The organism is Caballeronia arvi (assembly GCF_001544695.2).
Taxonomy (GTDB): Bacteria; Pseudomonadota; Gammaproteobacteria; order Burkholderiales; family Burkholderiaceae; genus Caballeronia; species Caballeronia arvi.
In genome coordinates this window covers 1-22,094 of sequence record NZ_FCOM02000085.1, presented here as the reverse complement: position 1 = coordinate 22,094, position 22,094 = coordinate 1, and the positions used below count along the sequence as shown (strand labels likewise).

The window sequence follows — 22,094 nt, the reverse complement described above, 5'->3', positions numbered from 1 at the left end:
CGACGCGAAGAAGGGCCTGGCGTCGCTGTGCATCGGCGGCGGCATGGGCGTCGCGCTGGCGCTCGAGCGTCCGTAACAAGGCAACCTTGGGAAGGGCAAGCGGGCGGCGCAGTTCGAGCGCCGCTCGCATAACAAAATGGAGTGAGGAATGACGAAGCGCATAGCGTATGTAACCGGCGGGATGGGCGGCATCGGCACCAGCATCAGCCAGCGCCTGCTCAAGGACGGCTTTACGGTCGTCGTGGGCTGCGGCCCGAATTCGCCGCGTCGGGTGAAATGGCTCGAAGACCAGAAGGCGCTCGGCTTCGACTTCATTGCCTCCGAAGGCAACGTCGGCGACTGGGAATCGACCAAGAACGCGTTCGACAAGGTCAAGGCGGAAGTCGGCGAGGTCGATATTCTCGTCAACAACGCGGGCATCACGCGCGATGTCGTGTTCCGCAAGATGACGCACGAAGACTGGACGGCCGTCATCGACACGAACCTGACGAGCCTCTTCAACGTGACGAAGCAGGTCATCGACGGCATGGTCGAGCGCGGCTTTGGCCGCATCATCAACATTTCGTCGGTGAACGGTCAGAAAGGGCAGTTCGGCCAGACCAACTACTCGACCGCGAAGGCCGGCATTCACGGCTTCACGATGGCGCTCGCGCAGGAAGTGGCTACAAAGGGCGTGACGGTCAACACCGTGTCGCCGGGCTATATCGGCACGGACATGGTGAAGGCGATCCGTCCGGAAGTGCTGGAAAAGATCGTCGCGACGATTCCGGTTCGCCGTCTGGGCACGCCCGACGAGATCGGTTCGATCTGCGCGTGGCTCGCGTCCGACGAGTCGGGATTCTCGACGGGTGCTGACTTCTCACTGAACGGCGGCTTGCATATGGGCTGACGGGCGGAGGCTTCCCGCGACGCTTCCAGGGCACGCGGGAAGCCTCCACTCGCCGGATTAAATCAACGATGCGGCGAACATGCAGCAGCGCTTTTTTGCGACAACGCAAGACTTGCTTGCTGCCATCGCAGTAAAGTTTTGCGTTTAAAGGCGTTAAATGACCACCACTACTACTACAAAGAACTCCGCCGAACGACTCATCAAAAAATATCCAAACCGTCGGCTGTATGACACGGAAACGAGCACTTACATCACGTTGTCCGATGTGAAGCAACTCGTGCTCGATCAGGAAGACTTCAAGGTTCTCGACGCGAAGAGCAACGACGATCTCACGCGCAGCATCCTGTTGCAGATCATTCTCGAAGAAGAGAGCGGCGGCCTGCCGATGTTCTCGTCGGTAATGCTTTCGCAGATCATCCGCTTCTACGGCCATGCGATGCAGGGCATGATGGGCACGTACCTGGAAAAGAACATCCAGGCGTTCATCGACATCCAGCAGAAGCTGACGGAGCAGAGCAAGGGCATCTACGACGGCAATGGGCTCAACCCCGAAGTCTGGTCGCAGTTCATGAACATGCAGGCGCCGATGATGCAGGGCATGATGACGAGCTACATCGAGCAGTCGAAGAACATGTTCGTGCAGATGCAGGAGCAGATGCAGTCGCAGGCGAAGTCGATGTTCAACACGTTTCCGTTTCCGACGCCCACGCCTTCGTCGACGGAAAAGAAGTAGCCGGTTTCATGGGCGCGTTCGGAGGTCGGGGCTTTCGCGCCTCGGCGTGAGCGAACGCGTGCCGTCCGCTCACAGACCGCCTACCGCCCGCGCGGGATCCTGCGCCCACGCCGCGCCGAAATCGCCGCGATATGTGAACGCGCCGTGATGCGCGAGCTTCGAGCGGCTATCCACGTAGACCTTTCCGCCCAGATCGCGCCAGCGGCGGCAGAACGCATAGTCCTCGGAAAGATAACGGCCCGTTTCGCACTCGACCATCACGTCGAAAAAGCGATGACAGTAGCCGTGCAGCGGCGAATCGGGTGGCGCGTCGGGGACGTATTGCAGTTCGGGCATGCGCTCGATCATCGTTTCGAGCACCGAGCGGCGAATGCACATGAAGCCCGTCGGGGCTTCGCTCACTTCCATGAAACCGTCTTCGTCGACGGCCGCGTTCGCGCTGTCGAGCGAATTCACCGGATAGCGCAGAGCGCGCGCGAGAAATTGCTCTTGCGTAAGGCCTGCGGGAATCTCGCCCGTCCAGTCGATGCGCTTCAACGGATACACGCCCGCGACGACATCGCGGTCCGCGAGCAGCAGGCGCAGCGCCTGATCCGGCGTGAAGCCGATATCGGCATCGATCCAGAAGAGATGTGTGTGCTGCTTTTGAGCGAGAAAATGCGCGACGGCTTCGTTGCGCGCACGGGTGACGAGGCTTTCGCCGGCGCGGATGCGCATGGAGCCTTGCACGCCGAGACGCCAGAGCTCGTTCGTGAGCGTGAGCATGCTGGTCGCGTAGCCGGAGGTCACCTGGCCGGAGTAGCAGGGGGTGATGAAGAGCGGGTTGAAGGCGCGTAGGGCGGAGTGATCGAGCATGGTGCTTTGGGAATGCGGGGTGAGGGGAGATGGTAAGAGGCCGTCGGTCTGCCTTTGTGAACATGTGTCGAGAGGCAGAACCTGTCGCTCGTCGGTGGTCCAACAGGCGAGTGTGGCGGGGTTGAGCGGTCAAAGAAATCGGATACGGCTGAGCGCGCTGCCAGATCGATTGAAACAGTGAATGTCGCGCGCAAAAGACGGACGCCATGAAAATTCGCCCGATTCGGACCGAAGCCGATTACGCCGCCTCGCTCGCGGCCATTTCGGAACTGATCGATGCCGATCCGGATCGAGCGATACGAAGCCGAGCAGTTGCCGTTGGCCGTGCACACGCCGGTTCTTCCCTGTAAAACCCGCCGCCCCAGCGCGCCGGGGTAAGATAGCGGATTGGCCTCGTGCGTCCCGAAAACGACACTCCCCCGTGAAAAACACTTCAGATTCAATCACCAAGACGAATCCCGCGCCGAAAATCGGCATGGTTTCGCTCGGTTGCCCGAAAGCGCTCGTCGATTCCGAGCAGATCATGACCCAGCTGCGCGCCGAGGGTTACGAAATCTCCGGCACCTATGACGGCGCGGACCTCGTGGTCGTCAACACCTGCGGCTTCATCGACGAAGCCGTGCAGGAAAGCCTCGACGCCATCGGCGAAGCGCTCTCCGAAAACGGCAAGGTCATCGTGACCGGCTGTCTCGGTGCGAAAAAGAGCGCGAGCGGCACGGGCCTCATCGAGGAAGTGCATCCGAAAGTGCTCGCCGTCACCGGCCCGCACGCGACCAACGAAGTGATGAACGCGGTGCACGCGCATCTGCCGAAGCCGCACGATCCGTTCACCGATCTCGTGCCGCCTGCCGGCATCAAGCTCACGCCGCGCCACTACGCGTACCTCAAGATTTCCGAAGGCTGCAATCATCGCTGCACGTTCTGCATCATTCCGTCGATGCGCGGCGATCTCGTGTCGCGTCCGGTCGCCGACGTGATGCTCGAAGCCGAGAATCTCTTCAAATCCGGCGTGAAGGAACTGCTCGTGATCTCGCAGGACACGAGCGCGTATGGCGTCGACGTGAAATATCGCACCGGCTTCTGGAACGGCAAGCCGCTCAAGACGCGCATGACCGATCTCGTCGGTGCGCTCGGCGAGCTCGCCGCGCAATACGGCGCGTGGGTGCGCCTGCACTACGTCTATCCGTATCCGAGCGTCGATGAAGTCATCCCGATGATGGCCGAAGGTCCGCTCAAGGGCCACGTGCTGCCGTATCTCGACGTGCCGTTCCAGCACGCGCATCCCGACGTGCTGAAGCGCATGAAGCGTCCGGCCAACGCCGAAAAGGTGCTCGAACGCGTGAAGACCTGGCGCGAGATCTGTCCGGATCTGACGATCCGCAGCACCTTCATCGCGGGTTTTCCGGGCGAAACGGAAGAGCAGTTCCAGACACTGCTGGACTTCCTGAAGGAAGCGGATCTGGACCGTGTCGGCTGCTTTGCGTACTCGCCGGTCGAAGGCGCGAGCGCGAACGAGCTCGACGGCGCGCTGCCCGACGAAGTGCGCGAGGAGCGCCGCGCGCGCTTCATGGAACTCGCGGAAGAACTGTCGGCGAAGCGCATGAAGCGCAAGGTCGGCAAGACGCTGAAAGTGCTCGTCGATGAAGTGAGCACAGACGGCGGCGTCGGCCGCACGGCGGCGGATGCGCCGGAAATCGACGGCGTCGTCTATATCGCGCCGACGACCAAAGCATCGAAGCGCTACAAGGCCGGCGACTTCGTGTCGGTGAAGATCACCGGCGCCGATGGCCACGATCTCTGGGGCGAGGTCTAAACGTATGCCAGCGATGCCGCACATCCTCGCGCTCGGCGAGGCGATGGTCGAGTTCAATCAGTCGACGCGCGATCAGCCGAACTATCTGCAAGGCTTCGGCGGCGACGTCTCCAACTTCCTGATCGCGGCATCGCGCCAGGGCGCGTCGACGGGCTTCGTGTCCGCGGTCGGCAACGACCATTTCGGGCAATTGCTGCTCGATCTGTGGCGCGCGGAAAATGTCGATACGGCAACGGTGCGCGTCGATCACGATGCGCCCACGGGCGTCTATTTCGTGTCGCACGGCGAGAGCGGACATCGTTTCGATTATCTGCGCGCGGGCTCGGCGGCGAGCCGGTATGCGCCGTCGCATCTGCCGCTCGACGCGATCGCCGCATCGAAGGTCGTGCATCTGTCGGGCATCAGCCTCGCGATCGGCGTATCGGCGTGCGATGCCGCGCTCGCCGCGATGGATCACGCCCGCTCGCACGGCGTGAAGGTCAGCTTCGATACAAACCTGCGCCTGAAGCTGTGGCCGCTCGCGCGTGCCCGCGCGGTCATGACGGAAGCCATCCGCTCGACCGATATCTGCCTGCCGAGCTGGGACGACGTCACCTTGCTCACGGGCCACGAAGATAAAGACGCCATCGTCGATGCGTTGCTCGAGCTCGGCCCGACCGTCGTCGCGCTGAAGCTCGGCAAGGAAGGCGCATATATCGCGACGCCGGACGAGCGGCGTGTCGTGCCGGGCCGCGTCGTGCAGGCGGTCGATGCGACCGGCGCGGGCGACTGCTTCGGCGGCGCTTTCATCGCACGCATCGTGGCAGGCGACGATCCCTTCGCCGCCGCGCGCTATGCGAACGTCGCGGCCGCGCTGTCGACGCAAGGCTTCGGCGCCGTCGCACCGATTCCGCGCAAGGACGAGGTCGAGCGCGCGCTGGCAGAATAGCCGAACCTCAAACGAAGGAGACGACAACATGCAGCGCGAAGTGGTGGTGGTAAGCGGCGTACGCACGGCAATCGGTGATTTCGGCGGCGCGCTCAAGGACTTCAGCCCGACCGATCTCGGTGCGCGCGTCGTGCGCGAGGCGCTTTCGCGGGCCAGCGTGCAGGGCGACGAAGTCGGTCACGTTGTCTTCGGCAACGTCGTGCATACCGAGCCGCGCGACATGTATCTCGCGCGCGTCGCGGCGCTCGACGGCGGCGTCACGCAGCACGCGCCCGCGCTCACGGTGAACCGGCTGTGCGGCTCGGGCCTGCAGGCGATCGTGTCGTCGGCGCAGTCGATCCTGCTCGGCGATGCCGATGTCGCCATCGGCGGCGGCGCGGAGAACATGAGTCGCGCGGCGTACATCATGCCCGCGGCGCGCTTCGGCCAGCGCATGGGCGATACGCGCATCGTCGACATGATGGTCGGCGCGCTCAACGATCCGTTCGACAAGATCCACATGGGTGTGACGGCGGAAAACGTCGCGCAGAAGTTCGGCATCACGCGCGAGATGCAGGACGCGCTCGCGCTCGAATCGCATCGCCGCGCGGCCAGGGCGACCGAAGCCGGCTATTTCAAGGAACAGATTCTACCGATCACGCTCGCATCGAAGAAGGGCGACACCGTCTTCGACCGCGACGAGCACGTGCGCATGAACGCGACGGCGGAAGACTTCGCGAAGCTGAAGCCGGTCTTCGTCAAGGAAAACGGCACGGTGACGGCGGGCAACGCGTCCGGCATCAACGACGCGGCAGCGGCCGTCGTGCTGATGGAGCGCTCCGTCGCGGAGAAGCGCGGCGCGAAACCGCTCGCGCGCCTCGTCGCGTACGCGCATGCGGGCGTCGATCCGAAGATCATGGGCATCGGCCCGGTTCCGGCGACGCAGAAAGTGCTGGAGCGCGCGGGCCTCACAGTGAACGATCTCGATGTCATCGAAGCGAACGAGGCGTTCGCCGCGCAAGCCTGCGCCGTGTCGCAGGAACTGAAGCTCGATCCCGCGAAGGTCAACCCGAACGGCTCGGGCATTTCGCTCGGCCATCCGATCGGCGCGACCGGCGCGCTCATCACCGTGAAGGCGCTGTACGAGCTGCAGCGCATCGGCGGGCGTTACGCGCTCGTGACGATGTGCATCGGCGGCGGGCAGGGCATCGCAGCGATCTTCGAGCGCATTTGATGAGCGCAAGGACGATGTACCGCATGAAAGGGCCGCAGATGCTCGCGGCTTGTGCCATCGCTGCGGCGCTCGCTGCCTGCAATTCGCCGATGCCGCCGGGCTCGCCAGGCAGCGGCGGCGTGGTGCCGCAGAGTCAGCGCGAGCCCGCCGGCGCCGACGTGCACGGCGCGCAGGCCGCGATCAAGGAACTCGCGCTGCCGCCGCAAAAGCCGCTGACGCCGAATCCGGAGTACGCGGGTTTTCCGCGCTATGTCGGCACGCTCGGCGGCAGGCAGATCGAGATGAAGCTCGGCGCGAAAACCGACGAGCCTTCCGGCTTGCACGGCGAGTATCGTTTTGCGGGCAGCCCAAATGTGATTCTCGTCGCGGGCGATCGCGACGGCGACACGCTCGAGATCGAGGAATCGAACGACGGCACGCATATCACGGGCAACTGGGTCGGCAAGATCGCGGCGGACGGCAGCCTGTCGGGCGAGCGCATGGACCCGGACGATTCGAACGGGCAGCCGTTCGACCTGCATCCGGCGGTCGCGGGCAAGGCGTTGACGCCGATGCCCGCAACGGGCGCGACGGGCGTGACGAAACCACCGCCCGCGCCGTCGCTGGAACCGGCGCCGCCTGCGCCGCCCAAAAATGCCGTGGGCGGCACGAGCAACGTCATCATCGGCGAATAACTTTATTCGTTCTGATGCCGCCGGCCCATCCGGCGGCTTTTCTTTTTTGCGATTCATAGCGAAGCCATGACCGATTCACGCAAGAACATCAACGACCGCGATCTGCAGACCCGCATCGTGCAACCGAAGGATCGCATCACGCCCGGCTTCGAGTCGTTTTCGGTGCCTGTTGCGCGTGCATCGACGGTCGTGTTTCCCGATCTCGCGACGATGCGCGCGCTCACCTGGAGCGACGATTCGAAATGGCGCTACGGCCTGCACGGCACGCCGACGACGATCGCGCTCGCGCAGCGCCTCGCCGCGATCGAAGGCGGCGAACATGCGCTGTTGCAGCCGTCCGGGCTGGCCGCGATCTCGAACGTCTATTTCGGTCTGGTGAACGCGGGCGATCACGTTCTCGTGCCCGACAACGCCTATTCGCCGAACCGCGAGCACGCGGACTGGCTCGCCGCCGACTTCGGCCTCGAAGTGACGTACTACGATCCGATGACGGGCGCGGGCATCGCCGAATCGATCCGTCCGAACACGAAGCTCATCTGGCTCGAAGCGCCCGGCTCCGTGACGATGGAAGTGCAGGACGTGCCGGCGATCGTCGCGGTCGCGCGCGCGAAGGGCATCGTCACGGCGATCGACAACACGTTTTCGGCGGGCCTCGCGTTCAAGCCGTTCGAGCATGGCGTCGATATCTCCGTGCAGGCGCTGACGAAGTATCAGTCGGGCGGCAGCGACTTGCTGATGGGCGTGGTCATCACGCGCGACATCGAACTGCACAAGAAGATGAAGCGTGCGCGCATGAGAATGGGCATCGGCGTGTCGGCGGACGATGCATCGCTCGTGCTGCGCAGCCTGCCGTCGATGAAAACGCGCTATGAGGCGCACGACCGCACGGCGTTCGCGCTCGCGCAATGGCTCAAGACGCGTCCGGAAGTCACCGCGGTGCTGCATCCGGCGCTGGAAGATTGTCCGGGTCACGCGTTCTACGAGCGTGATTTCGAGGGCGGCGCGGGCGGGCTGTTCTCGATCGTGTTCGATGGCCGCTACAGCGCCGCGCAAGTCGATGCGTTCGTCGAGGCGCTGGAACTATTCTCGATCGGCTGGAGCTGGGGTGGCTCGCATAGCCTCGCGATGCCGTACAACGTCCGTTCGATGCGCACGGCGTCGCAATGGCCGCATGAAGGCGTGCTGGTGCGCTTCTATATCGGACTGGAAGTGCAAGAGGATTTGCGCGCGGATCTGGAAGCGGCGCTCGCGAAGGCGTTCGCCTGAAGGAAGAACGGCGCCGCGCGTTGCAAGGCGCCGTTTTCACATCGATCAAAACAGGCGCAACAACCCGTCCAAGCCGACGAAGTTGAACGCCACACTCGCCGATTGCCGCACGACCGGCTTCGCGCGAAACGCCACCGACAAACCGGCTTCGGCCATCATCTTCAGATCGTTCGAGCCGTCGCCCATCGCGATCGCGCGCTTCGGATCGATGCCGACCGCCGCGCACGTATCGATGAGCGTGCGCGCCTTCACATCCGCATTCACGATCTCTCCGACGACCTTCCCGGTCAGCTTGCCGTCGACGATTTCAAGCGTGTTCGCGCGCGCGTAGTCGAGGCCGAGGCGCGCTTTCAGCCGCTCCGTGAAGAACGTGAATCCGCCCGACACGAGCAGCGTCTTCAGGCCCGCGGCACGTGCGCCTTCGAGCATCCGTTCCGCGCCGGGCGACAATTGCAGGCGTTCCTCATAGACGCGTTCCAGCGCGCTCGCATCGAGACCCTTGAGCAGCGCGACGCGGCGCGTGAGGCTCTCGTTGAAGTCCTTGATCTCGCCGCGCATCGATGCTTCCGTGATCGCCGCGACTTCCGCCTTCAGGCCGCAAAAGTCCGCGATTTCGTCGATGCATTCGATCGTGATGAGCGTCGAGTCCATGTCCATCGCGACGAGCCCGAAATCCGCCAGCTTCGCGTTCGGCTCGATATACGCGTAATCGAGCGCATGCGCGCCGCAATAGGCGTCGATATCGGGGCGCTGCAGCGGATCGGCGTCGATGAGATGCAGAAGCGTGTCGTCGATGCGCTTCGTTTCCCGCGAGCGGGCGAGCGCAGCGAGCGGCCGCAGATGCGAATCGGAAATGGGGCTGGGACTTTGGATGACGAGGTTCATCGGAGGCAGAAGCGCGGAAGGCAGGAAACTGCCATTGTAAAGAACCTTCAGCGCTGCACGCGCGCCGGATCGACATCCCAGTAAGGCGGCTCGCCGAACTGCGCCGCGAGGAAGTCGATGAACGCGAGCGTCTTCGGCGGCACGAACGCGCGGCTCGGATACACCGCCCAGATCGCGACGGTCTGCGCGAGCGGGTAGTCGTCGAGCACGGTGACGAGCTCGCCGCTCGCGATGAGTGGCGCGACGCTCCACGTCGATTTCAGCCCGATGCCGATGCCCGCCGCGAGCGCATCGCGGATCACTTCGCCGTTGTCCGTCACGAGCCGTCCCGATACGCGCACGTCGATTACGCCGGTCGGCGTCACGAAACTCCAGTCACGCTGATCGGCAAGGATCACGCATTCGTGCTCGGCGAGATCGGCCGGATGACGCGGCGTGCCGTGCTCCGCCAGATATGCGGGCGACGCGCACAGCACGCGCCGGTTGCTTGCGAGCTTCTTCGCGACGAGCGTCGAATCCTTCAGCGCGCCGATGCGGATCGCCAAGTCGATGCCTTCATCGACGAGATCGACGATCTGATCGGTCATGCGCAACTCGACCGTAACGCCGGGAAACTGGCGCAGAAACGCGGGAATCAGCGGCGAAATGTGCTGTCGGCCGAGCGAGGAGGGCATCGTCACGCGCAGGCGTCCGTGCGGATGCTCTCGCGCATGCCCGACCGACGCGCGCGCGGTCTCGGCGGCGTCCAGCAGATCGCGCGCGTGCGCCGCGAAAATCTCGCCTTCCTGCGTGACGGACACGCGCCGCGTCGTGCGATGCAAAAGCCGCGCGCCCAACATGCGCTCCAGCGCGGCGATGCGCGCGCTCGCGACCGCCGGCGAAAATCCGAATTCGCGCGCCGCCGCCGACAGATTCGCGAGCGCCGCCGCGCGGACGAAAAGACCGACGTCGAGCAGATCGAGCCGGTCACGCGTGACGGTGTCTGCCAGAACATCGCTCGCCATTTGATGGATTTTCCAAAGAATGTTTCAGCGATTATGGCGGTTTTCCAGATGCCGGTCGCGGACTAATATCGGAACCAGTTCACTAAAAGGAGCAGCACATGAAAGCCATCGGCCTGACGCGTTACCTTCCGATTTCCAATCCCGAATCGCTCGTCGATATCGAACTCGACAAACCGATGCCCAGCGGTCGCGATCTGCTCGTGAAAATCGAGGCGATCGCGGTGAATCCCGTCGATACCAAAGTGCGCGCGCCGAAGGACAAGATCGAGGACACGCCGCGCGTGCTCGGCTGGGACGCGGCGGGCGTCGTGGAAGCGGTCGGTCCCGACGTCACGCTTTTCAAGGCGGGCGATCCGGTCTATTACGCCGGCGATATCACGCGGCAGGGCGCGAACAGCGAGTTTCATCTGATCGACGAGCGCATCGTCGGCGCCAAGCCGAAGTCGCTCGATTTCACCAGCGCCGCCGCGCTGCCGCTCACGACCATCACCGCATGGGAAGCGCTGTTCGAGCGGCTGGGCGTATCGGCGGAAGGCAAGGACGCGGGCAAGTCGGTGCTGATCGTCGGCGGTGCGGGGGGCGTCGGCTCTATCGGCATTCAGCTCGCGAAGCGCGTCGCGAAGCTGCAGGTGATCGCGACGGCGTCGCGGCCCGAATCGGCAAAATGGGCGGAAGACCTCGGCGCGGATCACATCGTGAATCACTTCGACGACATTCCGAAGCAGATGAAAGAGATCGGCTTCCCGCAGGTCGATTACGTGCTCATCTTCAACGATACCGACAAGCATTTCCCCGCGGCCGCCGAGGTCATCAAGCCGCAAGGCGGCATCTGCACGATCGTCGAGAACGCGAAACCGATTGCCGTCGAATTGCTGAAATCGAAGAGCGCGGCGTTTCACTGGGAATTCATGTTCACGCGCGCGATGTTCAAGACGCCGGACATGATCGAGCAGCACAAGCTGCTGTCCGAAGTGGCGCGGCTGATCGACGCAGGCACGATTCGCACGACGCTCGGCAAGAATCTCGGCGCTATCAACGCGGCGAATCTGCGCGAGGCGCATCGGCTGCTGGAAGAAGGGCGCACGGTCGGAAAGCTGGTGTTGACCGGCTTCTGATCGCGCGTTGACGAACGTCATTGACTTTGCCGCGCGCGCGGGTTTTCCACTAGGATGACCAATGAGGCAGGGCGCTAGACTTGATCCGCCCTACAGCACGCCGGCGCTCAGCAGCGCCGGCCTTCCTCAGCGCCCGATACGGAGGTGGCGGCATGAATCGTCTTTTGAACGTTCGTCGCATCGTTTCCGTCGCCGCGCTCGCGATGTTCGCAGCGACGGCTCACGCGACGCCAGGCATCAAGGTGCTCTCCGAGGCGCCCAATGACGGACCCATCAAGTACACCGTGAAGATGGCGTCGAAAAACTTCGGCAACGAACAGGAAACGCGCACCATCCGCTCGGGTCAGACCGACGACTTCACCTGGCAGGGCACGGCGCCGAGCGGCGCGCAGGCGGTGCCTGACGGCTGCCCGCAGGCGGCTTCCGTGCCGAAGAGCGCGGACGGCCAGGCAATCCGGCAAGTGCAGATTCGCTTCGCGCCGATGGTCGGCGACAACGGTTCGGCCAACGTGCAGATCAGCTTTCGCGCCTATGCGCCGAAGGGCACGAACAAGGTGACCGTCGGCGGCAAGAGCCTGCAATGTCCCGTCGATAACCGTTTCAGCCAAATCGTCCGCTTCTCGATGCCGACTTCGACCGGTTCCAAGAAAACCGTCACGCTGGATGACGGCACGCAACTGACCGTCACCGCGAGCCGAAAATAAGCACGCCGCGCGCCGGGTGACGTCGGCGCGCTTTTTTCAGCGTATCGTTCGCAACTAACCGTCTTTTCCACCGACGCCCGCGAAAACAATCGGGCAGTAAGGCTTACAGAAGGCCAGGGCGCGACGGCGGCGCGTGTAAACCCAACGGTCCCGAAGGCGGTGTGCATCGTCGTGTGCGCACCGTTTGGCACGCTTCGTGCGAGTCGTTGTCGTTACTGCGCCGCGAGGCGCATCCATCGACTCGATCCGACAGCGAAGGTGCCGCGATGCCGCACATGATCTGGAAAGGCGCGATCAGCTTCGGGCTGGTCCACGTGCCCGTGCAACTCTATCCGGCGACGCAGTCGGAAAAGGTCGGCTTCAATCTGCTCGACAAGCGCTCGATGGACCCCATCGGCTACAAGCAGATCAACAAGAACACGGGCAAGGAAGTCACGCGCGACAACATCGTGCGCGGCTTCGAGTACGAGAAGGGCAAGTACGTCGTGATGACCGACGCCGAAATCCGCGCGGCGAATCCCGAGTCGACGCAGACGGTCGATATTCTCGCCTTCGTCGACGCGCCCGAAATCTCGTTCCTCTCGCTCGATACGCCTTACTACCTCGCGCCCGATCGCAAGGGCGAGAAAGTCTATGCACTGCTGCGCGACGCGCTGAAGGACACCGGCAAGGTCGGCATCGCGAGCGTCGTGCTGCATAACAAGCAGCATCTGGCCGCGCTGATTCCCGTCGGTCCAGCGCTTGCGCTCAACACCTTGCGCTGGGGCGACGAAGTGCGCGATTTCACAGAGTTCAAGTTCCCCGACGAAAGCACGAAGAAGGCCGGCGTGACGCCGAAGGAACTGGAGATGGCCAAACGCCTCATCGACGATATGAGCGACACGTGGGACCCGACCAAGTATCACGACACCTTCAGGGACGACATCATGGCGCTCGTCGACAAGAAGGTGAAGGAAGGCAAGGTCGCCGAAGTGATGACAATCGACGAAGGCGAGCACAAGCCGTCGGCGGATATTCTGGATCTGTCGGACCTGCTCAAGCGCAGTCTGAAGAAGGGCGGCGCGACACCGAAACGCGGTGCGAAAGCCGCGCAATCCGAAGAAGAAGCCAGCGAGCAACCGGCGCGCCCCGCGCGCAAGACGACCACGCGCCGCAAGCGCGCATGAGCGCATGAGTCACGAAGCAGACGACGATGGCTGAGAAACTCGAAACCTATCAACGTATGCGGCGCTTCGAAAAGACACCGGAACCGTCCGGCGTCGCGAAGCGTAGCGCCAGTGCGCGCGCGAAAAAGTCCGCGAAACAGGCGTTGTCCTTCGTCATCCAGGAACACGACGCGCGCCGCCTGCATTACGACTTTCGGCTCGAACTCGACGGCACCCTCAAGTCATGGGCGGTGCCCAAGGGCCCGAGTCTCGATCCATCGGTGAAGCGTCTCGCGGTGCATGTCGAAGATCATCCGCTCGATTACGGTTCGTTCGAAGGCGAGATTCCGGAAGGCAACTATGGCGCGGGTAGCGTCATCGTGTGGGATCGCGGGACATGGGCGCCGCAGTCGGGCAGCGTCGAAGAAGCCGCGCGCGAATACGAGAAAGGCAAGCTCAAGTTCGTGCTCGACGGCGAAAAGCTGCACGGCGGCTGGACGCTCGTGAAGAGCCACATGCGCGGCAGCGGCGACAAGGAGCAGTGGCTGCTGATCAAGGAACGCGACGACGAAGCGCGGCCCGAAGCCGAATACGACATCGTGTTGAAGAAGCCGGGCAGCGTGCTGTCCGATTCGCTCGGCGCGCGCGACAAGAGCGGCGCGCTGATCGAACGCGCCGAACGCAAGGCGGCCGCGAAGAAAGCGCCTGCGCGCAGGACGGCGGCACGGAAAAAATCGGACGGACACGCGCATCCGGATATCGTCGCGAATCGCAGCGCGGCGTCGTTGCGCACGTTGTCGCACGAGCCGGCGATCGAAGGCGCTGCGAAGGCGAAGCTGCCCGCGACGTTCAAGCCGCAACTCGCGACGCTCGTCGACGCCGCGCCGCCCGGCGATGACTGGGCCTACGAAATCAAGTTCGACGGCTACCGGATGCTCGCGCGCATCGAAACGATCAAGGGCAAGCGCGAGATCCGCATCTATACGCGCAACGGCAACGACTGGAGCGCGAAGTTTTCGAAGCAGATGAAGGCGCTCGACAAGCTCGATATCGAAAGCGGCTGGCTCGATGGCGAAGCCGTCGTGCTCGACGAGCGCGGCCTGCCGGATTTCCAGGCGCTGCAAAACGCGTTCGATGCGGGACGGCCGCAGGACATCGTGGTGTATTTCTTCGACGTGCCGTATCTGAACGGCTACGACCTGCGCCACGTGCCGCTCGTGCAGCGGCGCGCGATCCTGAAGGCGCTCATCGAGCCGATCGACGATCCGGTGCTGCGCTATTCACAGGACTTCGCCTTCCATGCGGAAGAACTGCTCAAGAGCGCGTGCGACATGGCGCTTGAAGGCATCATCGGCAAGCGGATCGACAGCACGTATGTGTCGGGGCGCAGCAAATCGTGGATCAAGCTCAAGTGCCGTCGCAGGCAGGAGTTCGTGATCGGCGGCTATTCGGAGCCAGCGGGCAGCCGCGGAGAATTCGGCGCGCTGCTGCTCGGCGTGTATGACGTGCACGGCAAGCTGCAATACGCGGGCCGTGTGGGCACGGGTTTCGATCACAAGATGCTCGTCGCGGTGAAGAAGGAGCTCGACAAGCGCGAGACGCAGCGCATGCCGTTCGAAAGCGAGCCGCGGGAACGCAGCCGCACGCCGGTGCATTGGGTGAAGCCTGAACTCGTGGCCGAGTGCAATTACGCGGAATGGACCAAGGAGCGCATCGTGCGACAAGCATCGTTCGTCAGTCTGCGTGACGACAAACCCGCGCGTCAGATCGTCAAGGAAGAGCCGGTTGCGGCGAAAAAGGTTGCGGCGAAGAAGACGGCGCCGAAGAAAACCGCGGCCACGAAAACATCGGCGAAAGCGAAAGCGAAAGCAGCCTCGGCCGAGATCGATGGCGTAAAGATCAGCCATCCTGAACGTGTGATTGACAAGTCGACGGGCTTCACCAAGCTCGACGTCGTCGAGTACTACGCGTCGGTAGCCGACTGGATGCTGCCGCATCTGAAGGATCGCCCGGTGTCGCTCGTGCGCGCGCCCGAAGATATCGGCGGCGAGCTCTTCTTTCAGAAGCACAGCGCGAAGCTCGCGATTCCGCATATCACGCAGCATCCCGACGTCGATCCGGGGCATCCGCCGCTGCTCACGATCGAATCGCCGCAAGCGCTCGTCGGCACCGCGCAGATGGGCACGATTGAACTGCATACGTGGAACGCGGTGGCATCGAACATCGAGAAGCCGGATCGCATGGTGTTCGATCTCGATCCGGGCGAAGGCGTCGGCTGGGAACGCATGCTCGAGGCCGCGAAACTCACGAAGGAACTGCTCGCGGAACTCGGCCTCACGTCGTTCTGCAAGACGAGCGGCGGCAAGGGATTTCATGTCGTCGTGCCGCTCGCGAAACACGTGGGCTGGGACGAGATGAAGGCGTTCTCGCAGGGGGTCGCGCAGCACATGGCGAATGCGCTGCCCAAGTTCTTCTCGGCGAAGATGGGCATGCAGAACCGCAAGGGCAAGATCTTCATCGACTATCTGCGCAACAACCGCGGATCGAGCACGGTCGCGGCATTTTCGCTGCGCGCGCGGCCGGGGCTCGGCGCATCGATGCCGCTTTCGTGGGACGAACTCGACGACGTCACGAGCGGCGATCAGTGGAACATCGGCAACGCGCACGAGCGGCTCGATGCGCTGAAGAGCGATCCTTGGGCGGGCTACGAGAAGGCACGTCAGAGGCTCACGGCAGAGATGAAGAAGCGGCTCGGCATGAACGGGTCGCGCAAGTGACGTTGCATACAGGGAGACGATGATGAAACAGTCGAACACAGCGCCGCAAAGCGCGCCCGAACGCGGACGCGAGACGCAATCTCGCGACGATGCGTCGAAAGCGCCGTTGCCGCATGAGACGGATCAGAACGTCGAATCGCAGCACGAGAACGGCGCGCGCGATGTCGGCAAGCAGGCGCATGAGGACCTCGAACGCGGTCTCGTCGATACGGATCGGCGCGGCGGCAGCGACTATCAACGCGACACGCAGCGCGACGAACACGCGAACGTGAACAGCGGCGAAGGCGGCGCGCCCAAGCGATGAACCGAACGGTGAAGAGGGGCCGCGCATGGCAGCGCGCGGTCCGGTTGCGTAAAATGATTTGTTGATCAAAACGCGGGCCTGAAAGGCAACAGTCGGTGCGTTTTCTACCGATGCATTCGTGCGCAAGAGCTCCAACCGGTAAGCCCTTCCGATGCCTGCATCCAATGCCCGCATAGCAGCCCGAAGCCAACACAACGGAACATGCCACTCGACCTCCTGTCCCGTCTGAAGCACGAAACCGCCGCGTGTCATGCGCGGCTCGAGAATGCGCTCGGCCTCATGCGGGACGATCTGCAACGCGACGAATACATCGCACTGCTCGAACGATTCTATGGTTATGTCGCGCCGTGGGAAGATGCGGCCGCTGCCTGCATGCCTGCATCGCTCACGGAGTTCTTCGATGCGCGCCGCAAAGCGCCGCTGCTCGCCGCCGATCTCGCCGCGCTGACGGGCGAGCGGCCGCACGTCGGTCCATGCCGTGACCTGCCGCGCATGCATAACGTCGGCGGCGCATTCGGCTCGATGTACGTGATGGAAGGCAGCACGCTCGGCGGGCGCTTCATCGCGCCGCACGTCGCCGAACGTCTTGATCTCGAGCCGGGTCTCGGCAATACCTATTTCGATGGCTACGGTCCGCGCACGGGCAGCATGTGGAACGCGTTTCGCGCGACCGCTGAGTCGTCGGTGCCCGAGCTTCAGTTCGACGATGCGGTGAAGGCCGCCATCGACACTTTCGAAAGCCTGCACGCGTGGCTGTGTCCCGAAACGGCCGATGCGGAGTCGTCGCCGGCGCCGGGAGCGGCGTCATGAGCGGATCCGCGAGCGAGCCGCCCGATGCCGAAGCGCGCCGGCGCACGCTCAGTTCGGGCGTGGCCACGAAGGACTGCGACGCCGAGCCGATCCACATACCAGGCGGCATCCAGCCGCATGGCTTTCTGTTGGTGCTCGCTGACGATCTGCGCATCGTGCAGGCAAGCGAGAACCTTTCATCGCTGACGGGCGCGAGCGTCGATGCGTTGATCGGCGAGCCGCTCGATATCGTGCTCGGCGCGCAAGCCGCGCGGCGCATCGAACAAGCCGCCGCCACGTCAGCGCTGGAAGACGCGCCGCTCTACATCGGCGCGATCGACGTCACGCCGGCGGCGAGCGAACGGTCGATGCGCTTCGACGTCACGATGCATCGTCATGACGGCGCGCTCGTCATCGAAATGGAAGCGGCGGCCGCAACAGGCGATGCGTTCGCCTCCATGTATCCGCTCGTGCGCACGTTCGCGCGCGGGCTGCAGGACGCGCAGAGCGTGCAGGCGCTCGCCGAACTCGCGGTGCGCGAAGTGCGCGCGATCACCGGCTTCGGCCGGGTGATGCTCTACAGCTTCGACGAGGAAGGCCGCAGCCACGTGCTCGCGGAAGACCGCGACGCAAGCTACGCGTCGTTCCTGCATCAGTTCTTTCCCGCGTCGGACATTCCGCGCCAGGCGCGCGCGCTGTATCTGAAGAACCGCATCCGGCTCGTCGCCGACGTCGACTATCGACCGGCCCGTCTCGTGCCGCCCGTGAACGCCGTCACGGGCCGTCCCACCGATCTCACGTACGCGACGCTGCGCAGCTTCTCGCCGGTGCATCTGGAGTACATGCGCAACATGGGCACGCATGCGTCGATGTCGGTGTCGATCGTCGTGCGGGGGCAGTTGTGGGGCCTCATCTCGTGCCACGATCACGACGCGCGCATCGTGCCGTTCAACACGCGCGTCGCGGTCGAGCATCTCGGGCACATGTTGTCGTTGCAGATCGAAGCGAAGGAAGAGCGCGCCGAAGGCGAGTATCTCGCCGGGCTGCGCCGCACGATGGGCCGGCTCATCACCGCGATGGGCGAACACGACAACTTCGTCGCCGGTTTGCAGGCCGTGCCGAAGGACGTGTTGAGCTTCGCGCGTTCGGCGGGCGCGGCGATCGTGTTCGACGACCGCGTCACGCTGCTCGGCGCCACGCCCGACGAAGACACCGTGCGCGCGCTCACGCACTGGCTCGCGCAGAACACTTCGGGCGTGTGGGCCACGGATTCGCTCGCGCGCGAATGGCCGCCCGCGAAGGCCTACGAAGACAAGGCGTGTGGCGTGCTCGCGGTGCCGGTCTCGCAGATTTTTCGCAACTATCTGCTGTGGTTCAGGCCCGAAGTGATGCAGACCATCAAGTGGGCGGGCGAGCCGGTCAAGATCGAAAATGTGGATGGCGCAAGCGCGCCGCGCACGAGTTTTTCGCCGTGGCTCGAAACGGTGCGCGGTCATTCCGCGATATGGCGTCAGGGCGAGCTCGAGATCGCCGGCGAATTGCGCGGCGCGTTGCTGAACATCGTGCTGCGCCGCGCGGAGGAACGCGCCGAGCTCGCGACCGAACTCACGCGCGCGAACAAGGAGCTCGAAGCGTTCTCGTACTCGGTGTCGCACGACCTGCGCGCGCCGTTGCGCCATATCGCCGGTTATGGCGATTTATTGCGCGAGCAGGAAGGCGAGCGCATGTCGGAGAAGAGCCGGCGTTTCCTGAACAACATGCTCGATTCGGCGCGTTTCGCGGGCACGCTCGTCGACGATCTGCTGACCTTCTCGCAAATGGGCCGCGCCGCGCTCAGACCCGCGCCCGTCGATCTCGGCCTGCTCGTGCGCGGCGTCGTGCAGGAGTTCGAGCAGGAAGGCGTCGGGCGTCGTATCGAATGGGTGATCGGCGATCTGCCGCGCGTGACCGGCGACGCCGCGTTCCTGCAGCTCGCGCTGCGCAACCTGATTTCGAACGCGGTGAAATATACGAGAACGCGGGAATCGGCGAAAATCGAGATATTCGCGTCCAGAAGCGGCGACGACTACGTGATCGGCGTGCGCGACAACGGTGTCGGCTTCGACATGAAGTACGGCGCGAAGCTGTTCGGCGTGTTCCAGCGGCTGCATCGCGCGGAAGAGTTCGAGGGCACGGGCATCGGCCTTGCGAACGTGCGGCGCATCGTCGAGCGGCACGAGGGACGCACGTGGGCCGAAGGACGGCTGGGAGAGGGCGCGGTATTCTATTTCTCCCTGCCGGTCGTGTTCCGCAACGCCAACGGAACGCAGGGGACGTCAGCCAAAAAGCCAAAAAGAGACCATGCTTAAACCGATATTGCTCGTCGAAGACAATCCAAACGATCTCGAGCTCACACTCGTCGCGCTCGACAAGAGCCAACTCGCGAACGAAGTCATCGTGGCGCGCGACGGACAGGAAGCCATCGACTATCTCACTTGCGAAGGCGAGTGGAAGGAGCGCGCGCCCGGTAATCCCGCCGTGATCCTGCTGGACCTGAAGCTGCCGAAAATCGACGGTCTCGAAGTGCTCGACATGGTGCGCTCGAACGCGTCTTTGAAGAGCATTCCCGTCGTCATGCTGACGTCATCGCGCGAGGAGCAGGATTTGATTCGCAGCTATGAGCTGGGCGTGAACGCGTACGTGGTGAAGCCGGTGGAGTTCGCCGAATTCGTCGAGGCGATCAGCGATCTCGGCGTGTTCTGGGCCGTGCTCAACGAGCCGCCGCCGGGTTCGACGCGTTTTCGCCGTCCGCCGCCCTCGCAATGACGGCTGCGCCCATGCTCGCGTCCACGTCCCGTCCGACACGCCTGCACGCGTCTTCTCGCGAGGGCGTCTAGATCATGCAGCCGCTGCATCTGCTTCTCGTCGAAGACAACGCACTCGATGCGGAGCTGACCATCGCCCAGCTGGAGCGCGCGGATTATTCGGTCGATGCATCGATCGTGTATGACTCCGCGACTTTCATCGCCGAGCTCGAAAAGAAGCGTTTCGACGTGATCCTCGCCGACTTCGTCATGCCGACCTTCTCGGGCATCGAAGCGCTGACGATCGCGAGCGAGCGCTCGCCGGACACACCGTTCATCTTCGTGTCGGGATTGCTCGGCGAAGAGCACGCCGTCGACATGCTCAAGCGCGGCGCGACCGATTACGTGCTCAAGCAACGCCTGCAGCGCCTGCCCGCCGTCGTGCGCCGCGCGATGCGCGAGGGCGCGGAGCGCGCGCAGCGCATCGCGGTGGAACGGGCGTTGCGCGAAACGGAGACGCACTTTCGCCTGCTCATCGACGCGCTCAAGGATTACGCCGTCATCACGCTCGATCCGGAAGGGCGCATCCGCACGTGGAACGCGGCGTCGGAGCGCATTCTGGGCTTTCCCGCGCAGGACGTGCTCGGCCAGTCCGCGAGCATCTTCTATGCGCAGGAAGACCGCGAAGCCGGCGTGTTCGAGAGCGAACTCGACACGGCGCGGCGCGAAGGCAGCGCAAGCGATGACCGCTGGCTCTGGCGCAAGGACGGCCATTCGTTCTTTGCGTCGGGCGTGACGACGGCGATCCGCAGCGAGCACGACGAGCTGATCGGCTTTTCGAAGATCGTGCGCGACGCGACCGATGCCCACATGGCCGCCGACGCGCTGCGGCTCGCGAAGGATCAAGCCGAGTCGGCGAATCGCGCGAAGGACCATTTTCTGGCGGTGCTGTCGCATGAGCTGCGCACGCCGCTCACGCCGATTCTGGCCGCCGTGCGCCTGCTCGAAATGAAGCACCCGCTGCCGCGCGAGGCGCATCCGACGCTCGATCTGATTCGCCGCAACGTCGAGCTCGAAGCGCGCCTCATCGACGATCTGCTCGATCTCACGAGCATCGCGCGAGGCAAGCTCTCGCTGAACTTCGCGAGCGTCGCGCTCGATACCTTGCTGACGAGCGCGCTCGATATGTCCGAGGCCGATCTGCGCACGAAGAGCCTCACGCTCGAAACCCATTTCGATGCGGCGCTTTTCGTCGTGCTCGGCGATGCCGCGCGGCTTCAGCAGATCGTCTGGAATCTGATGAAGAATGCGGTGAAGTTCACGCCGGCGGGCGGGCGCATCGAGGTGCGAACGTGGAACCCGGATACATCGACGATCGCCGTATCGGTGACGGACAGCGGCATCGGCATCAGCGCGGAGGCGTTGCCGCGCATCTTCTCGGCGTTCGAACAGGCCGACGATTCGATCACGCGCTCGTTCGGCGGCTTAGGGCTCGGCCTCGCGATCGCGAGCACGCTCGCGCAGAAGCACGGCGGCACATTGTCAGCCTATAGCGAAGGCCGCGACACGGGCGCGCGCTTCACGCTCACGCTGCCGCTCGCGCGGCTGCAACCCGCGCGCGAGGATGCGCCGCTCGTCGAAACGGCGAGTCAGGAGCACGGACGCGCGCTCAGGGTGCTGCTCGTGGAGGACAACGAGCAGACGTCGTCCGCGATGTCCGAAGTGCTCGAAATGCTCGGCCACGAAGTGACGGTCGCGGTGACCGTCGCGGAGGCGCTCGAACGCGCGAAGGGCGCACCGTTCGATCTGCTCGTCAGCGATATCGGCCTGCCGGACGGCAGCGGTCTCGACATCGCGCGCGCATGGCAGAGCTTGCAGCCCGACAGGCCGTCGGTGGCGATCACGGGCTACGGCATGGACGAGGACATTCGGCGCTGCCGCGAAGCCGGTTTTCGCGATCATCTGACCAAGCCGGTGAATTTTTCACGGCTTGAAGCGCTGATTCAATCGCTTGCGGAACAGCCTTCGAAATAGTTGCGCTGCGTGTGTGTGTCTGTGTCTGTGTGTGTTTGTGGTGTAGCTTGTATTCGTGTCGGTCTATTTGCGTTGCCCCTGTGCGGGGCGGCACCTACTTTCTTTGCTGCTGTGTATAGACCGGGGACATGGTTGACACTTTCGTCGGGGACATAGCTGACACATTCATCTTGGCGCATCGGG

General features: G+C 63.8%; 19 protein-coding genes. 16 read left to right on the top strand and 3 right to left on the bottom strand.

The features are described from left to right. The first annotated feature begins 148 nt into the window (after positions 1 to 148). Together AWB74_RS40120 and phaR are read left to right on the top strand one after the other, a co-directional pair. Positions 149 to 889, top strand: coding sequence for a 3-ketoacyl-ACP reductase (locus tag AWB74_RS40120; RefSeq protein ID WP_061152104.1), 741 nt, complete (start codon positions 149 to 151; stop codon positions 887 to 889). 157 nt (positions 890 to 1,046) lie between these two features. Beyond that, positions 1,047 to 1,622 carry a polyhydroxyalkanoate synthesis repressor PhaR gene (phaR, locus tag AWB74_RS40115; RefSeq protein ID WP_061152103.1) on the top strand — a complete coding sequence of 192 codons (576 nt, stop codon included), beginning with the start codon at positions 1,047 to 1,049 and terminating at the stop codon, positions 1,620 to 1,622. Between the two features lie 69 nt (positions 1,623 to 1,691). Here the strand turns inward: phaR and AWB74_RS40110 are convergent, their stop codons facing one another. Continuing rightward, complete coding sequence (locus tag AWB74_RS40110; protein WP_061152102.1) at positions 1,692 to 2,477, bottom strand: hypothetical protein; 786 nt, start codon at positions 2,475 to 2,477, stop codon at positions 1,692 to 1,694. 475 nt (positions 2,478 to 2,952) lie between these two features. Here AWB74_RS40110 and rimO point away from each other — a divergent pair, with 475 nt between their 5' ends. From rimO to AWB74_RS40085, 5 genes are all read left to right on the top strand, one after another. Then, on the top strand, positions 2,953 to 4,290 hold the full coding sequence (rimO, locus tag AWB74_RS40105; protein WP_061152101.1) for a 30S ribosomal protein S12 methylthiotransferase RimO: 1,338 nt from the start codon (positions 2,953 to 2,955) through the stop codon (positions 4,288 to 4,290). 4 nt (positions 4,291 to 4,294) lie between these two features. Then, positions 4,295 to 5,218 carry a sugar kinase gene (locus AWB74_RS40100; protein WP_061152100.1) on the top strand — a complete coding sequence of 308 codons (924 nt, stop codon included), beginning with the start codon at positions 4,295 to 4,297 and terminating at the stop codon, positions 5,216 to 5,218. Between the two features lie 28 nt (positions 5,219 to 5,246). Then, positions 5,247 to 6,431 (top strand): beta-ketothiolase BktB, encoded by a 1,185-nt coding sequence (gene bktB / locus AWB74_RS40095; RefSeq protein ID WP_061152099.1) that lies wholly within the window; start codon positions 5,247 to 5,249, stop codon positions 6,429 to 6,431. Then, positions 6,431 to 7,105, top strand: coding sequence for a hypothetical protein (locus tag AWB74_RS40090; protein WP_235024876.1), 675 nt, complete (start codon positions 6,431 to 6,433; stop codon positions 7,103 to 7,105). Before bktB ends, AWB74_RS40090 begins: the two co-directional genes overlap by 1 nt. A gap of 66 nt (positions 7,106 to 7,171) precedes the next feature. Beyond that, a complete protein-coding gene (locus tag AWB74_RS40085) occupies positions 7,172 to 8,371 on the top strand; it encodes a cystathionine beta-lyase (protein ID WP_061152098.1) in 1,200 nt (399 codons plus the stop codon). 45 nt (positions 8,372 to 8,416) lie between these two features. Here AWB74_RS40085 and serB read toward each other — a convergent pair whose 3' ends face one another. Further along, positions 8,417 to 9,256, bottom strand: a complete 840-nt coding sequence (serB, locus tag AWB74_RS40080) for a phosphoserine phosphatase SerB (RefSeq protein ID WP_061152097.1) — start codon at positions 9,254 to 9,256, stop codon at positions 8,417 to 8,419. A gap of 47 nt (positions 9,257 to 9,303) precedes the next feature. Continuing rightward, positions 9,304 to 10,260, bottom strand: coding sequence for a LysR family transcriptional regulator (locus tag AWB74_RS40075; protein WP_061152096.1), 957 nt, complete (start codon positions 10,258 to 10,260; stop codon positions 9,304 to 9,306). A 98-nt stretch (positions 10,261 to 10,358) separates the two neighbouring features. On the opposite strand from AWB74_RS40075, the gene AWB74_RS40070 reads away from it, so the two are divergent. The 9 genes from AWB74_RS40070 (at position 10,359) to AWB74_RS40030 (ending at position 21,911) form a co-directional block, all read left to right on the top strand. Next, positions 10,359 to 11,375 carry a zinc-binding alcohol dehydrogenase family protein gene (locus tag AWB74_RS40070; protein WP_061152095.1) on the top strand — a complete coding sequence of 339 codons (1,017 nt, stop codon included), beginning with the start codon at positions 10,359 to 10,361 and terminating at the stop codon, positions 11,373 to 11,375. A gap of 152 nt (positions 11,376 to 11,527) precedes the next feature. Next, positions 11,528 to 12,079 carry a DUF6013 family protein gene (locus AWB74_RS40065; protein WP_061152094.1) on the top strand — a complete coding sequence of 184 codons (552 nt, stop codon included), beginning with the start codon at positions 11,528 to 11,530 and terminating at the stop codon, positions 12,077 to 12,079. Between the two features lie 266 nt (positions 12,080 to 12,345). Continuing rightward, positions 12,346 to 13,245, top strand: a complete 900-nt coding sequence (gene ku / locus AWB74_RS40060) for a non-homologous end joining protein Ku (RefSeq protein ID WP_061152093.1) — start codon at positions 12,346 to 12,348, stop codon at positions 13,243 to 13,245. A 26-nt stretch (positions 13,246 to 13,271) separates the two neighbouring features. Continuing rightward, positions 13,272 to 16,001 (top strand): DNA ligase D, encoded by a 2,730-nt coding sequence (gene ligD, locus AWB74_RS40055; protein ID WP_061152092.1) that lies wholly within the window; start codon positions 13,272 to 13,274, stop codon positions 15,999 to 16,001. Between the two features lie 22 nt (positions 16,002 to 16,023). Further along, entirely contained in the window at positions 16,024 to 16,305 is a 282-nt protein-coding gene (locus tag AWB74_RS40050) for a hypothetical protein (RefSeq protein ID WP_061152105.1), read from the top strand. A 201-nt stretch (positions 16,306 to 16,506) separates the two neighbouring features. Continuing rightward, positions 16,507 to 17,115 (top strand): biliverdin-producing heme oxygenase, encoded by a 609-nt coding sequence (locus AWB74_RS40045; protein WP_061152091.1) that lies wholly within the window; start codon positions 16,507 to 16,509, stop codon positions 17,113 to 17,115. Continuing rightward, on the top strand, positions 17,112 to 19,442 hold the full coding sequence (locus AWB74_RS40040; RefSeq protein WP_061152090.1) for an ATP-binding protein: 2,331 nt from the start codon (positions 17,112 to 17,114) through the stop codon (positions 19,440 to 19,442). Before AWB74_RS40045 ends, AWB74_RS40040 begins: the two co-directional genes overlap by 4 nt. Next, positions 19,435 to 19,899, top strand: a complete 465-nt coding sequence (locus tag AWB74_RS40035; RefSeq protein ID WP_061152089.1) for a response regulator — start codon at positions 19,435 to 19,437, stop codon at positions 19,897 to 19,899. The genes AWB74_RS40040 and AWB74_RS40035 overlap by 8 nt, the downstream gene beginning before the upstream one ends. Before the next feature lie 74 nt (positions 19,900 to 19,973). After that, the gene (locus tag AWB74_RS40030) at positions 19,974 to 21,911 is read left to right on the top strand and encodes a hybrid sensor histidine kinase/response regulator (protein ID WP_061152088.1); all 1,938 of its coding nucleotides are present in this window, start codon (positions 19,974 to 19,976) and stop codon (positions 21,909 to 21,911) included. The last annotated feature ends 183 nt before the right edge of the window (positions 21,912 to 22,094 follow it).